Genomic DNA, 13,779 nt, shown 5'->3' on the forward strand with positions numbered 1-13,779 from the left:
ATGATCACTCATCAACCTTATGGTTAAAAGTTAAATCTTGGCGTCATTTAAAAGGTTTCCCTTTTTGCGCTTGGCTTTTGTTCAGTTTTAAAAGAACGATCGCGCCGTTTTTCAACGACAGCTTAATTAATATATCAGGTACAAAATTAGTTGTCAATAGTTTTTCTTGATAACCTTAGTATCCTAAAGCGACAACTTTTATATGATACCACCTACACAAAGAAGAGTCAATAACTTTTTTAAAATAAAAATTAAATTATATCACTCGTCTTCATAACGTAGTAAATCTAATATTAACACGAAAACATCATCGTTTCAAGACAAGTACCAGATGCATTTAGATAACGATATATTTGATAATGACCATTGCCACAACACCTGGAATACCAAGAAAGCCAGAAACAACTGTCGTAATGGCATTGATAGGAATATGAAGATTAATGGCCGTTCCGAAGGTATTGAGCAGGAACAAGAAAAGCGCGCCTATTACAAGCTTTATACAAGCTTGTCCTATAAAACGTACAGGTTTAAATGAAGCGCCAAACAAAAGTAAGAATAAAATAATCCCAACAATCACTGAAATAATAACAATAGGATTCAAACAAACACCCCCCAAAAAACTCTTCATCATTAGTTTACGGAGGGCTTGTTTGATTTAGAACTATTTTTGGTGTTTCATTTGCATTTTCTTCTGACGTGCCTCTTTTAGTAAAAATAAATATTTTGCCTCAGATAAACGCAATTGATGAAGGACTTCTTCAGAAGGTTCAATACTTCCTTCTATGATACGCTTCTGACTCAGCCATTGATTTTTACATTGGGTTAACACATCAACCAAATGATCATCTAATTCTTGGCGAAGTTTAGCCTTTCGGTTGAACATAGTCGCTCTCTCCCTTGTACGCACGAAATTATAAGGGTATTTTTAAGAAGGTATTAAGTTAAAGCTCACGCCGCCCCTCTAATGCCCTAGATAACGTGACCTCATCCGCATATTCCAAGTCGCCGCCTACAGGTAAGCCATGAGCAATGCGCGAGGTTTTCACCCCTGCCGGCTTTATTAAACGAGAAATATACATAGCTGTAGCTTCCCCTTCAATCGTTGGATTAGTCGCTAAAATCACTTCCTGCACCTCTTCGTTTTGCAGGCGTTTGATCAGCTCAGCGACCTTAATATCCTCAGGCCCAACACCATCAACAGGGGAAATGGCGCCATGTAAGACATGATACAATCCGCGATAATCTCGCATCTTCTCCATCGCAATCACATCTCTTGGTTCTTGTACAACGCAGATTGTTGTACGATCTCTGGATGTATCCCCACAAATATAACAAGGATCATGATCACTGATATTTTGACATTCAGAACAGTAGACGAGCTGACGCTTCACGTTGACCAAAGCTCGGCCAAAATCCATGACGTCATCATCTTTCATATCTATAACGAAAAAAGCCAGTCGAACCGCTGTTTTCGGCCCAATGCCTGGCAATTTCATAAAGCTATCTATCAACTTCGCAATCGGCTCCGGATAGTGCATGGGTAAAGTGCCTCCTTAAAAACCTGGCAAATTCAATCCTTTGGTAAACTGACCCATACGACTATTGGTTAGCTCATCAGCGTTTTTCAAGGCTTCATTTACAGCCGCTAAAACTAAATCCTGTAGCATATCAATATCATCAGGGTCGACAGCTTCTTCCTTTATAAGGACTTCTGTCACTTCTTTATGTCCGTTGCATTTGACAGTGACTACGCCACCACCTGCTGTGCCTTCAACAATTTCGTCTTTTAATTCCTCTTGTGCTTGCATCATCTTTTTTTGCATTTTTTGCATTTGCTTCATCATGTTATTCATATTACCCTTCATTCTAACTTCCTCCTTTTTTATTCCTTAATCTCTAATAAATCAGGTCCAACTAATTTTTCCGCTTCGGTGATTAATGGATCCTCTTCCGGTTGCTGGATTTCTTCATCTGGGTCATCACTTGTATCTTTTTCTTTGATAAACTCTTCTCTTAAATCTTCCCATGCCTTTATTGGAATAGGATACATTTTTTTTCGAACACCGACAACCTCACTAAGGATGTCTTCAACCATTTGTAACACGTTATTCTTATTTTCCAAAACCATTTGACAATGAAAATCATACTTAAAGGCTTGGAGGAATGCCCCACTAGAGCTCGCCACAGGCTTGCTTTCTAGCAACCAAGCGTGGGCAGCCACATGCGTTTGTCTCACTTTTTCCATGACATCCGCCCAAGAAGCGCGCAATGCCTGCAAATCCGATTTGGTTGCTTCCGACAACACTTTTTTCATGGCCCCCATCTGTAGCGCTAACCCTTTTCCAGAAGAAGCCACTCGTTTTGCCGGCCGTCGTTCATTGGAATGAGAAGGTGTCTCTGCTTGGGGTGTCCCTATGGTTTTAAGCTTTTCTTCAAGCTGTTCAATTCTACGTATCAGCTCACTATTTTGTTTCAATCCATCCGCTTCAGGAGCAGTGGCTATCCTTTTTTCATTTGTATGAACCCGACATAATTTTACCATGACAACCTCTAAAAAAACACGAGGATGACTTGTCCATTTCATTTCTTGTTGGGTTTGACTCAATTGATGGATAAAATCGTAAAGGACATCAACAGGTACATTATCAGCTAATTCAGTAAACGCCGCACCTGATTGCGCTCTTTCTGTCAAATCTTCGAGATTAGGAGATGCTTTATACAACAGCAAATCCCGACAGTAAAAAATTAAATCCTCAACAAACTTACTCGGGTCCTTCCCTTGTGTGAAAAGGGTATTAATAAGCTGAATGGCCTCTGTGACATTTTTAGATAGTAAGGCATTGATCAGCCTTGCCATCGTTTCCTCTGATGCCATACCTGTCACATCTAACACATCATCGACACCAATAGACTCACCACCGTATGCAGATGCCTGGTCTAAAATGCTTAAAGCATCACGCATTCCCCCTTCACTCGCTCTCGCAACAAGGGCCAAAGCATCGTCTTCAACTGCCAGTCCTTCTTGATCCACAATAAATTTCAGGCGATTAATGATGGAATCATTGGCAATCCTTTTGAAATCGAAGCGTTGGCATCTCGATACTATTGTTAAAGGGATCTTGTGGGGTTCGGTTGTGGCTAAAATAAAAATAACATGTTTAGGAGGCTCTTCTAATGTTTTTAAAAGGGCATTAAACGCACCCTGAGAAAGCATATGCACTTCGTCTATGATATAGACCTTATAACGCGCTGCTGTTGGCGCATACTTTACATTGTCTCTAATTTCCCGGATCTCATCGACACCATTATTCGAAGCGGCATCGATTTCAATCACATCAGAAATACTGCCGTCAGTTATTCCTTTACACATTGCACATACATTACATGGTTCCCGTGTAGGTGCCTCTTCACAGTTAATGGCCTTAGCGATGATTTTGGCAACACTTGTCTTTCCAGTTCCCCTTGGGCCGCTAAAAAGGTAAGCATGAGAGAACTTTTCCTTTACCAGGGCATTCTGCAAGGTCTGCGTTATATGTTCTTGTCCGGCCATATCTTTAAATTGCTGGGGGCGCCAAACTCGATAGAGCGCTTGGTAACCCATGCTATCACAACCCATAGAGTATTCATTGATCTTATGTTTCCATTATACTCGTTCAGTGTAGGAAGGGAAAGTGGCGAATAATAGCTTAATGAAAAATAAGGCAAACTCAACCTGTACTCGCCCTGCCAACACCTCAACTATGTAGGCTTATCAACAAATATGTCTTCAAGCTTTCATCCGCCTGAAAAATCGATAGCAAAAAAAAACGCCAACTTATGCTGACGTGTCGTTTCTTCTTTATGTATATCGTGCACCTTCCGTCGATCCCAACATCATAAGCGCTTCTTAAGCAGTTAGCTCGATCCAGGCTGCCCCGCGGCACACGAAAGGTCTCACTTACTGCTGCTTCCTTCCGGACCTGACAGGGTTCATGAGTTTTCGTTGCGCAGGACCCGAATGTCAACACTACTTACTTAAGGCTGACCTTACAATGTCAAAACCTCAAGAAGGGATTCGGCCTCGCTATAGCGGATTGCGAGTACAGGGCACCGCTACCTCCCCGCTTAGCACGATAGACTTTATTGTAACGAAAAAAAAAGGAACTGTCAATCTCACTCAGATCCCTCTTTTTCCCTTTTTTAAAAGCATGTCTTATGTTAATGAACCATACTAGGTGGTTCCTCTAACCAACCCTTAGACATCATGAGGGACACACCATCCCGCGTAAAAGTATAAATATCTTTACCAAATAACACTGTTTTAATATCTAAATCATTCCGAAAGTTAAAGCTGGTGCTAAATCCCTGACCACCAAGACTAAAACTACATAGAAGGAAGCTACAAAACATCATAAGTTTATCGGAAAATGGCGCTTCTGTAGAAAGTGTGACAGTTCCACCAAGTGTCGTGGGCTGAAGTTCATACTCCATCAGGACCTCCAGGGTGTCCTTCAATATTTTGTCGGACAGCTCTTGTCCTTTTTTAAAATACTTCTTAGCGGCATCATCCTTTGCACACTGTGCAAAACCTGTCATGAGCCATTTACCAATGATATTGGTTTCAATAGAATGGTAAAGGAGTCCATACTCGACAGCGTTTAAAGGGCGTTTGTGACCAAAAAAATTGGTTCCTTTCATGTAATCCCTTGAGGTGATAATATCGTAGGATGTCGGCATAGGGGCATGATTAGGATGGAGAAGAGCGCCTTTTTCCAGGAGATATTGAGTAAAATAATAATAATAAGTTTGTGTGAGCATAGAAAGTTCTTGATAAAGCTTAATAATATCCTCACGATAAGAAATAGTAAGGTGTAAGACATACATTCCCATACTTATTTCCTTTAATATGCGACAAAGCATTACATCAAAATGATCAGCAAACAGTTTTGGCACATCCAAATAGATATCTTCTTGTGTAAATCCTTTCGGGGCAATCGCCCCCTCAGCTTCGAATAGTTTTTCTATCTCAACGACTTTAAGGCGGAGCTTCTTCCACAATCCAGTCATTAGGTCCTTTCCTCTAGGATCATCTGCTTTTTCTATAAATAGCTCCAACAGCCGTAAAATCATTGTTTTTTTTTGATAAGTCACCCACAATGCTCCCAATTCCGAAGCACTCATTTTGGGATGTTTCGGCATTGACCCCTTCCTCCTTACTAATATCTGTAAAAAAAGATTGCCCTTTTTTCCTTGCATTTATGCACCCCTATAGGTACCCTTATTCATTTAAAAGCTATAGCCACTGTAATTTTTTAAATCTGTGCTAATGTTATCCCCTAAATAAGAGATGACTGGCGGTGCCTAAACTCCCCTATTAAAAACTGAGCTATATTTTCATCATCATATTCATTAGTCTTGCTATTCAATTTAAGAAAAAATCGTATAAATATTATTAGCTACCAAGCATGCACAGCTAAAACCAGCGTTCATTCTTTTACAATAGCCATTTTTAAGCAACAAAAAACCCTCCCAGAGAACAAGGAAGGTTATATTACAAAATTATGTATGGCGGAGGCGAGAGGATTCGAACCCCCGCGGCGCGTGAACGCCCTAACTGATTTCGAGTCAGTCCCCTTCAGCCGGACTTGGGTACGCCTCCAAATGAACGACACTATATATATTAGCATATCTCTTAATCCTTTTCAACGGAGACTGCTATTTAAGATTTTTGTCGTAAGCGTCTAAAGAAACGCGTGAGCTTACTTCCACATTCTTCTTTTAATATCCCTGGGATCACTTCAGTTTGATGATTAAAACGTGGATCAGCTAGCAGATTCATTAATGTCCCGGCACAGCCTGCTTTAGGGTCTGATGCGCCATAAATCAATGTATCAATACGCGATTGTAATATAGCTCCCGCACACATCGGACAGGGCTCCAAGGTGACATAAAGCGTACACCCTGATAAGCGCCAAGTGCCAAGCGCTTTACTGGCACGTTCGATGGCTAAGCATTCCGCATGGGCTAATGGCTGCTGGGATGTTTCTCGTAAGTTATGAGCCTGCGCAATCACCTCTCCATCCTTAATGATTACCGCACCAATCGGTACTTCCATTAATTGTTCGGCTTTGTCAGCCTCTTCAAGGGCTAGTTTCATAAAATCTTCATGCTGCATTGCTTTTCCTCTATTCCTGCATTAATAGTGTAAAGGAAATTTTTCCTTTCCTCATCATAGCGACTTTAAAGGCAAAAAGAGGCCCGAATGCCTCTTTTATTTAAGCCTCATCCCCATCATTAGATAGACGAAGGACGTTGATCACCTTAAAAAACAAACTTAAGATAATCGCAACCACTGTTGCTAAACCCATACCCGATAGCGAAACTTTCCCAATATTAATGGTCGCGCCGCTCAAACCAATGACAAGAACAATACAGGTCAAAATCAAATTCTGTGAGCGACTATAGTCAATTTTCGCCTCTACAAGCATGCGTAAACCAGACACCGCAATGACACCGTACAAGAGCAATGAGACACCACCCATAACCGGCTGCGGGATAGCTGAAATCAAGGCAGCTAATTTACCAATGAAGGAAAGTAAAATAGCAAAGATAGCTGCTCCACCAATCACCCATGTCGAATACACGCGTGTAATCGCCAGCACGCCAATATTTTCACCATAAGTAGTATTTGGCGTTGATCCCACAAAGCCAGAAATAATGGTCGAGATCCCATTTCCTAAGATAGAACGTCCTAGCCCCGGGTCCTTTGTTAAATCCTTTTTAACAATGTTGCCTGTAACAACAAGGTGTCCGATATGTTCAGCTAAAACGACAAAGGCTGCAGGTAAAATCATGATCATACTGCCTAGATCAAAATGAGGGGCATAAAAATGAGGGAGTGAAATCCAAGCTGCATCCCGAACACCTGAAAAATCAACAATACCGGCAATCGCCGCAATGATATAGCCAATGATAATCCCCATTAAAATTGGAATGATCTTCAAAAAGCCGCGAAACATGACCCAACCAATAATCGTAATCACAAGTGTTAAAATAGAAACAGTAATATTCGTCGTATTAGGCTGCCAATTTGCAGAACCATCAGAGATTATTCCTGCCATGCCCGCTGCTGTTGGTACAAGTTCCAAGCCAATGACTGCTACAATGGCCCCCATGGCAGCAGGAGGAAAGACAACATCAAGCCAGCCAATTCCCGCAAAACGGATAATTAAGGCAATGAGGATAAAAACAATTCCAACTGCTATAAATCCTCCTAATGCGGATGAATATCCTTTATCCGCAAGCACCGCTGTGACCGGAGAAATAAAAGCAAAGCTAGAGCCTAAATACGCCGGGATCTTACCTTTAGTTATAAATAGATATAAGAGCGTGCCAATACCATTCATTAATAAAATAGTTGCTGGATCAACATGAAATAAGATAGGAACAAGAACAGTGGAACCGAACATGGCAAATAAGTGCTGAAAACTTAATGGCAAGCTCTGTGCCAATGGTGGACGTTCATCCACTTGAATCGTGCGCTGCTTCATGACAGGACTCCTTCCTCCACAATACTAAGTATGTACAAAAATATATCTTTGTTATTATAGCTTAATCTATAACAGTTATCGACACCATTCTGTGCTTTTTCCTAATATTTTTTCTGACAGCTTCAAGAGGCTCCCTATTTTGCCACGACTCTCCTATAGACTTAAAGGCTGCTTTAATGTCTCAACGGAGAATGATTAAAATGAGCGATCAAGGAATGAGGACAACACCCACTGACCGGCTCCCCTTAAGGAAGCATTTAGTTGAAGGCTAACACAATAAATGACCTTGAAGCGATGGTCACATTGGAGACAAAGGGTCGTTTAATCATTCCTGTTAAAGGTGCCTTGATCATTAAAAATGAGCTAACCAAGATAAAGAGAGTGAGACAAAACAAAAAGAAATCACCCTCATACCGAACGATACGTAGCCAGGGAAACGGGAAGCGTAGTCGAAATATGGAGACTCCTACGGGAACGGAACCAGCATTACTTCACGATAAACCTCGAGTTGTTCCAAGAAAGCGGACTACGAAGCGGTACAAGTAGACGCAGGAACAGGGGTTTTTTAATCATAAATACTTTGGAACACAGATAAAACTATTCCAAAATGAGCTGAGCCGCTAAGGACGATCGGCTAAAAACATCACATCCATGTGATAACACCGAAGCTCGCACCTCAGGCCCCTGAAAAAGTAAAGAACACTTTTCGGGGACCCCGATGGTGCGTCGAACGCCGACCCTACCCACATCGAGTGGGCATGAGGAAAGCGAGCTGCCTGGAGCGGAATCGCGCACCGTCCTCATGACCAAAAATTTTATACTTTGTGATCTTTTAAGAAAAACCGGACGAAGAGCATGCCCGGTCCTTGGCTTGGTACAGAGCATCATGATATATGAAAGAGGCTTCATTGCCTGGTCAAGTGGAATGGAGCGCAAGGCGCGAGACTCCTGCGGGAAGTGAGAGAGCGGTAAGACCTTAGCAGCGCGAGGAGGCTTACCACTCCCCCGCGGAAAGCGAGCTGCCCGAAGCGGAATCGCGCACCGTCCTCATGACCAGAAATTTTATATTTTCTTTTCTTAAAAAAAAAACATCCTGAAGAGGTAACTCCTCAGGATGGTCTATTTTTTAATCGTCATTCAACACCCCAATAAAGCGCAGGATATACAAAAAGAGGTTAACAATGTCTAAATAAATACTGACAACAATCATCGGAATGTCTCGATCTGTAAATCCATTGATCGTCAGGCGGCTGAAATCATAAAGCGTATAGCCGATAAAGATAAAGATGCCGAAAGCAGAATAAATTAACTGGGCAGTCCCCGAAACAGGGAAGAAAATCTGTAAAATGCCCATGGCTAAAAGCGCGAGAACGGAGATAAAAAGGAAGCTACCTAGAAAACGGAAATCCCTTTTTGAAATCACAGCATAAAGAGCCGTTCCACCAAAAGCAATAGCTGTGATCCCTGCGGCCCTAAGCACGACGTCTGCTCCAAGCGCACTTACATAGTAACTAATCGCTGGATACAATGTTAATCCAGAAATCAGCATGAAAGCATACATCATTAAGTAGCCCATGGATTTTCTTTTTCTTGCAAAGATCATCATGAAGAGCATGATGATTTCAACAATAGCTAATGGGAAAAATAAAGCTCTTGGCACAAATTGTCCAGCATATAAACCAATGGTGGCAACAATTAATCCTGAAAAAAGTGCAGCAAATAACTTGGCATAGGGTTTATGTGAGGAACTAACAACTGTTTCGTTCATCATGTATGTGTTTTCCTACCTTTCGAAATAAAGATTCACTTGAATATGTTTACATGTTAATACGATTGTATGTGTCCAAGGTTTCAACATGCCTATCATCTTATCATTTTTTAAACCACTCTGTTGTAAAATCCACTAAAGCTCTTTGGTCGATCAGCTTGGCATGCGCCTGTCCTATTTTTCCATTATTAACAGGATGCTTTTTTTCAAACCGTGCACCAATTTCCTCAAAGTATTCATCCTGATAGTCTAAGTCTTTATAGGTTGTCCATTCTCGCTGATCGTTAATAAAAATTGGACTGGCATTTTCAGTGATGGTTCCGCCAGCACGATATTCAGCCAAATGCATGGAAGTATTATTTTCATAGCCAACACCGATCAATAGTACCTTCGCTTCAAGGTCATATAGTCTCGCTAAAGGGGAGGCCTCTCCTAAGCCAAAATCAAGCGAATGGTGGGCAATAATCTCACTTTTCCTATGTCCCCAAGCCGCAAAGGATTCTGTCGGGTGATCACTACGAATCACACCTGGAAAGCACCGAAAGACTTCAACAATTCTCCCCATAAAAAAGGTAGGGGTAACCTTCGGATCGTAGGCAGGCATTTCTTCTTTAATCGTTCTTTGCCACTGTTCAGGAACAGCAGGATTTTCCCAGTGTTTTGGATCCGAAAGATTGGCTGAATGTGTTGGCATAACCAGCGTCCCTTTTTCCGTTAACACATCCAACAAAGCTTGAACAACCGCAACCTCACCGCCACAAATCCAGCCAATACTTTTAAGTGAAGAATGGACGATCACCGTCATCCCTGACTCCAAGCCGAGCTGTCTTAAATCACGAACTAAAGATCTTTTTGTGACGGGAATCTGCATCTGTTTGATAAGATCAGCTTCACTCATCGTCCCACCCCTTTCTCTCCTTACCCTCATTTTAGCATACCTATGTAAAAAGGAAGCCCCTGTAGGCTTCCTTCTCGTTATTGAAACGGAACGCGTTTTCTTGTCTGAATCTGCGTCATTTGTGTATGCAGGTTCGCTTCCGTCTCCCCATTCACTTGATGTGAGGCGTGTTTTGGATTCGCATGTGGTGATTGGAAAATATCTGATTTAGATTCTGAAGCGAATTTACTACTTTGCTTCCTTTTACCCATAAGAATCCCTCCGATTATTCTTCATGTTGGTGCCGTTGATTAGACATCAGCATCCGTTCCATCGGATGATCTTTTGTTTGCCCGTTTGCTCTTTTTGGGGAATATTCGTCCTTCGCCCTAGGCTGAATCGAATTTTCATTCTGAACTGGGTAACGTTTTTCTCCAGGATCAACCACGCTTCCTAACCACCTTTCATTGGGGTAGTCTTAGTATGAAATAAAACAATCGCCTGTATGCTGTAGCTTTTTACCACTTTTAACTTTCTTCTTTCTGGATAACATACTGTTCATATAATGATTTAAACCGTTCTAATTGATTGGTCGTGCTCAATACTGACGGATGTTGAAGGACTTTTAGAAATTGTTCCTCTGTATCGACAGGCCATACAACAATACGTGCCCCCGCCTCATGACAAGCTTCAACATAACCCCCTGTCAAATATTCAACACGCAGGGACAAATAATGGGCTCGAATCTTCTTCATAAAAGGAAGGACAGCAGGTGAAGCCCCATGCTGAATGATGCCCAAATCAATATCATCAGAAAGCTGACGCATCCTCATTACTGCATAATGATCAAAGGAATTAACGTATACTTGATCTAGCATGTCCATTTCTTGAATCACCTGTAATGCCTTTTCCTCTAAACCTGGATAAAGATCGCCCTGTTGTTTTAATTCAATGCTCACGAACATTCTACCCTTGGCAAATTCTAGCGCTTCTTTCAGGGTTGGAATAGTCTCTTCTTCACCTGCATCCAAACACTTCAACTCTTTAAGTGTAAAATCCTTAATATATCCTTGACCATTTGTGGTTCGATTTATTTTTGTATCATGCATGAGAACTGGAATTCCATCTTTACTTAAATGGACATCGATCTCTAAATGACTAAATCCCAGCTCATAGGCTGCGCGATAGGAAGCTAATGTATTCTCGGGATATTTCACAGGATAGCCTCTATGCGCTAAGGCTTGTATCTTCACCTTTTCCTCATCCTTTCCTTAGTTTATATGCGCAAAGTTATAAATTCTAACATTATAAAAAAAAACAAGGTGCATTCCCCTTGTCTTGTTGTCCGTTTATTAAATGATGGCGGCCCCGAGAGGATTCGAACCTCCGACGCATGGTTTAGGAAACCGTAAAATAGCACTTTAATGAGGTTTATCTTAATTTAATATTAGATTATTAAACATATTTTAGGTGAAAAATATCTAAAAATGTTTATTATGATTTATCTTAATTTAATTAAGTTATGACCAAATTATGACCATGCATTTAACTATTATAATCAATTTAGATTTTATTAAACACAAATAAAAATCCCCCCTCGAATGAGGGGGAACTGAAATCATTTAACATCTACAATTATGTTTGCGTTTATTTTTATCGGGTCTAATTCACCTACGTCAAAAGAGATCATCTTTGTCTCGGGATTTACACCTTTTATAATGCCCGTAAATGTTTCGTATTTCTTTCTAAAGAATGTGGTGATAGTAATAGTTGTTTTATATTCATAAGCTTCAGCAAGTCTTTCTCCGATCTCGATAAGATCATCTTCTGTCAATTGTGGTCCTGCAGTTTTATTACTCTTTTTAGTTTTTGTTGGCTTTGGTACTGCTGTCACTTAAAACCCCTCCTAATAAGAATATTCATTCATTACAACCATTATATACAAACGTTTATTCGCATTTCAAGCCTTTTTGTTATATAATGCGAACATATATTTTTATTATGAGGTGGAAATATGTCCATATATTTAACCAAGGATGAGGATAATCTAATCCAAAACTACGTATTGCTGCCATTGACAATCAGGGTCATCGAAAATGATCTCAAGCAGCTGGAGACCAGTAAATTAAAATTTAAAAGCCCATACCGCCTGCTCCTAGAGCAAACGCTCAAACAATTAAAAGATGAGTTAAGGGATACCAAAACCGAAGTATTTAAACAAAATATGAGGTTTTACCGTAAGGGTGAGTTATCATATGAGGCTTGGGTCCGAGGTTGGGAACATAAAATCATCTATCATCCATCCTTAGCCTCTGCTTGGGTTGAGAATAAGATCATTAGTCTGTTTCCAATATCGCATATTCCCGATTAAGGGCTATTTTTTATAAAATTTTTACTATAATCTCTTGACTTTATATACTATGCGTAGTATAATAAAAGCATAGAAAGGAGGTGAACGAGTGGGATACTTAGAAAAAATAATTGCCTTAGTCATCTCGATTCTAACCATCTATAAACTTTGGCTATCCATCCAAAAGTCAAGGTTAGAAAACAAGAAACTAAGGCAAGAAATAAGAAAGATGAGAAGGGGAGGTTAATCCCCTCTCTCGTCCTAAGTATAACACATAAATAATGAAAATATTATTCCTGATCATTCTGTTGATCGCTGTCGTTCTCAGTGCATGGAAATTAGTGTTGCTCGGAATTAAAGGGAATTTAAAAAAGGAAAAGGAGCGATTAATGGATGACGAAAAATCAGACCGAAGCAAATAAGAAATGGCAGGCTAAAAATAAAGAGCGTGCAAAGTATCTTAGCGATCGTTCCAGGGCACGCAGCTTTATCCGTAAGCACGCTACCCTTGAGGATATTAAGGAATTTAAAAAGCTACTTGAAGAACGCAAAGAGCGATTAGGGCCTTTCGACTAAGAAGGGCCTTTTTTATTTACCCACTTATATAGGTCCATAATCTCAACACCGAGGACTTCAGCGATCTCCGCAAGCTTATTTGCCGATATTTGATTACGGCCATGCTCCATGTAATAGTAACCGTGTGCAGTCTTATATCCTAGTTGCTTGGATAGATCAGTTATGGTTAAGCCAAGTTTTTATTTCATTATGGTTCATTTTTATCCTCCTTTGGTAAATGCAATTCTTCTAATTTTAAACGGCCATTATAATAGGCATCCTCGGCCGTTTTAAAACCTGATTTATAATACTTCTTGCCCTTGACGGTGATCCACGCACGATATCTCAATTCTTTTGATTTGCGCGTGTAGTATTTGGCGACCCCCCTAAATCCCGTGGAGCTATCCTTACGTGGCTCTTGTCCCTTATATAGTGGCTTAACAACACCATCAACGCGTTTGTTATCATAGGATTCACGTAGATTCTTACGTTCTTTTTCTTTTTTTAGACATCCACACGACTTTGTTTGCCCGGTTGTTAGATAAGTGCTCATGACATCAACGTAATTGCCACAATCACACTTGCATCTCCAAACAACACGCCTTTGCTTTCGGATGTCTAACTTTTCTACGACAACCAGGCGGCCAAATCTTTTATCTTTTAGATCGACAAATCCCACAACATCACCTCATATACAAAC

Annotated in this window: 18 protein-coding genes, 1 tRNA gene, 1 other RNA gene and 1 pseudogene; 3 read left to right on the forward strand and 18 right to left on the reverse strand. The window is 40.6% G+C overall.

The annotated features are described in order from the left end of the window. Positions 1 to 337: 337 nt before the first annotated feature. The 10 genes from IEW82_RS13520 to uraA form a co-directional block, all read right to left on the reverse strand. Positions 338 to 601, reverse strand: coding sequence for a pro-sigmaK processing inhibitor BofA family protein (locus IEW82_RS13520; RefSeq protein WP_188695256.1), 264 nt, complete (start codon positions 599 to 601; stop codon positions 338 to 340). Positions 602 to 661: 60 nt separating this feature from the next. Continuing rightward, complete coding sequence (locus IEW82_RS13525; protein WP_188695259.1) at positions 662 to 883, reverse strand: YaaL family protein; 222 nt, start codon at positions 881 to 883, stop codon at positions 662 to 664. A 58-nt stretch (positions 884 to 941) separates the two neighbouring features. Further along, positions 942 to 1,538, reverse strand: coding sequence for a recombination mediator RecR (gene recR / locus IEW82_RS13530; RefSeq protein WP_188695262.1), 597 nt, complete (start codon positions 1,536 to 1,538; stop codon positions 942 to 944). Between the two features lie 15 nt (positions 1,539 to 1,553). Continuing rightward, the gene (locus IEW82_RS13535) at positions 1,554 to 1,865 is read right to left on the reverse strand and encodes a YbaB/EbfC family nucleoid-associated protein (RefSeq protein ID WP_188695265.1); all 312 of its coding nucleotides are present in this window, start codon (positions 1,863 to 1,865) and stop codon (positions 1,554 to 1,556) included. Positions 1,866 to 1,882: 17 nt separating this feature from the next. Then, positions 1,883 to 3,601 (reverse strand): DNA polymerase III subunit gamma/tau, encoded by a 1,719-nt coding sequence (gene dnaX, locus IEW82_RS13540; RefSeq protein WP_188695268.1) that lies wholly within the window; start codon positions 3,599 to 3,601, stop codon positions 1,883 to 1,885. 246 nt (positions 3,602 to 3,847) lie between these two features. Continuing rightward, positions 3,848 to 4,113: signal recognition particle sRNA large type (gene ffs, locus IEW82_RS13545), an RNA gene on the reverse strand. An 84-nt stretch (positions 4,114 to 4,197) separates the two neighbouring features. Next, on the reverse strand, positions 4,198 to 5,178 hold the full coding sequence (locus IEW82_RS13550) for a DUF3231 family protein (RefSeq protein ID WP_188695271.1): 981 nt from the start codon (positions 5,176 to 5,178) through the stop codon (positions 4,198 to 4,200). A gap of 367 nt (positions 5,179 to 5,545) precedes the next feature. Then, positions 5,546 to 5,638: transfer RNA gene (locus IEW82_RS13555), tRNA-Ser, on the reverse strand. A 60-nt stretch (positions 5,639 to 5,698) separates the two neighbouring features. Further along, positions 5,699 to 6,154 (reverse strand): tRNA adenosine(34) deaminase TadA, encoded by a 456-nt coding sequence (gene tadA / locus IEW82_RS13560; protein WP_188695275.1) that lies wholly within the window; start codon positions 6,152 to 6,154, stop codon positions 5,699 to 5,701. 100 nt (positions 6,155 to 6,254) lie between these two features. Beyond that, a complete protein-coding gene (gene uraA / locus IEW82_RS13565) occupies positions 6,255 to 7,529 on the reverse strand; it encodes a uracil permease (RefSeq protein ID WP_188695277.1) in 1,275 nt (424 codons plus the stop codon). A 261-nt stretch (positions 7,530 to 7,790) separates the two neighbouring features. Between uraA and IEW82_RS13570 the strand changes: the two genes are divergently transcribed. Beyond that, complete coding sequence (locus IEW82_RS13570; protein WP_188695280.1) at positions 7,791 to 8,075, forward strand: hypothetical protein; 285 nt, start codon at positions 7,791 to 7,793, stop codon at positions 8,073 to 8,075. Positions 8,076 to 8,655: 580 nt separating this feature from the next. On the opposite strand, the gene IEW82_RS13575 is transcribed toward IEW82_RS13570, so the two are convergent. From IEW82_RS13575 to IEW82_RS13600, 6 genes are all read right to left on the reverse strand, one after another. Further along, positions 8,656 to 9,297, reverse strand: a complete 642-nt coding sequence (locus IEW82_RS13575) for a Bax inhibitor-1/YccA family protein (RefSeq protein WP_188695596.1) — start codon at positions 9,295 to 9,297, stop codon at positions 8,656 to 8,658. Positions 9,298 to 9,400: 103 nt separating this feature from the next. Continuing rightward, positions 9,401 to 10,195, reverse strand: coding sequence for an AAC(3) family N-acetyltransferase (locus IEW82_RS13580; protein WP_188695283.1), 795 nt, complete (start codon positions 10,193 to 10,195; stop codon positions 9,401 to 9,403). A gap of 77 nt (positions 10,196 to 10,272) precedes the next feature. After that, the gene (locus IEW82_RS13585) at positions 10,273 to 10,446 is read right to left on the reverse strand and encodes a YpzG family protein (protein WP_188695286.1); all 174 of its coding nucleotides are present in this window, start codon (positions 10,444 to 10,446) and stop codon (positions 10,273 to 10,275) included. A gap of 14 nt (positions 10,447 to 10,460) precedes the next feature. Beyond that, complete coding sequence (sspK, locus tag IEW82_RS13590; RefSeq protein ID WP_188695289.1) at positions 10,461 to 10,622, reverse strand: small acid-soluble spore protein K; 162 nt, start codon at positions 10,620 to 10,622, stop codon at positions 10,461 to 10,463. Positions 10,623 to 10,701: 79 nt separating this feature from the next. Then, positions 10,702 to 11,427, reverse strand: coding sequence for a glycerophosphodiester phosphodiesterase (locus IEW82_RS13595; RefSeq protein WP_188695292.1), 726 nt, complete (start codon positions 11,425 to 11,427; stop codon positions 10,702 to 10,704). A gap of 365 nt (positions 11,428 to 11,792) precedes the next feature. Continuing rightward, the gene (locus IEW82_RS13600; RefSeq protein ID WP_188695295.1) at positions 11,793 to 12,068 is read right to left on the reverse strand and encodes a YolD-like family protein; all 276 of its coding nucleotides are present in this window, start codon (positions 12,066 to 12,068) and stop codon (positions 11,793 to 11,795) included. A gap of 120 nt (positions 12,069 to 12,188) precedes the next feature. Between IEW82_RS13600 and IEW82_RS13605 the strand changes: the two genes are divergently transcribed. Beyond that, on the forward strand, positions 12,189 to 12,545 hold the full coding sequence (locus IEW82_RS13605) for a YhjD family protein (RefSeq protein ID WP_188695298.1): 357 nt from the start codon (positions 12,189 to 12,191) through the stop codon (positions 12,543 to 12,545). 372 nt (positions 12,546 to 12,917) lie between these two features. Next, positions 12,918 to 13,100: an LYR motif-containing protein gene (locus tag IEW82_RS13610; protein WP_188695300.1), complete on the forward strand. Its 183-nt coding sequence runs from the start codon at positions 12,918 to 12,920 to the stop codon at positions 13,098 to 13,100. On the opposite strand, the pseudogene IEW82_RS20440 reads toward IEW82_RS13610, so the two are convergent. Beyond that, positions 13,097 to 13,267 (reverse strand): annotated as a pseudogene (locus IEW82_RS20440) (helix-turn-helix domain-containing protein); the annotation flags it as partial. The gene IEW82_RS13610 and the pseudogene IEW82_RS20440 overlap by 4 nt on opposite strands. A 20-nt stretch (positions 13,268 to 13,287) precedes the next feature. Then, the gene (locus IEW82_RS13620; RefSeq protein ID WP_188695303.1) at positions 13,288 to 13,758 is read right to left on the reverse strand and encodes a hypothetical protein; all 471 of its coding nucleotides are present in this window, start codon (positions 13,756 to 13,758) and stop codon (positions 13,288 to 13,290) included. Between the last annotated feature and the right edge of the window lie 21 nt (positions 13,759 to 13,779).

Origin of the sequence: Pullulanibacillus camelliae, assembly GCF_014642655.1 — a bacterium.
GTDB lineage: Bacteria > Bacillota > Bacilli > Bacillales > Sporolactobacillaceae > Pullulanibacillus > Pullulanibacillus camelliae.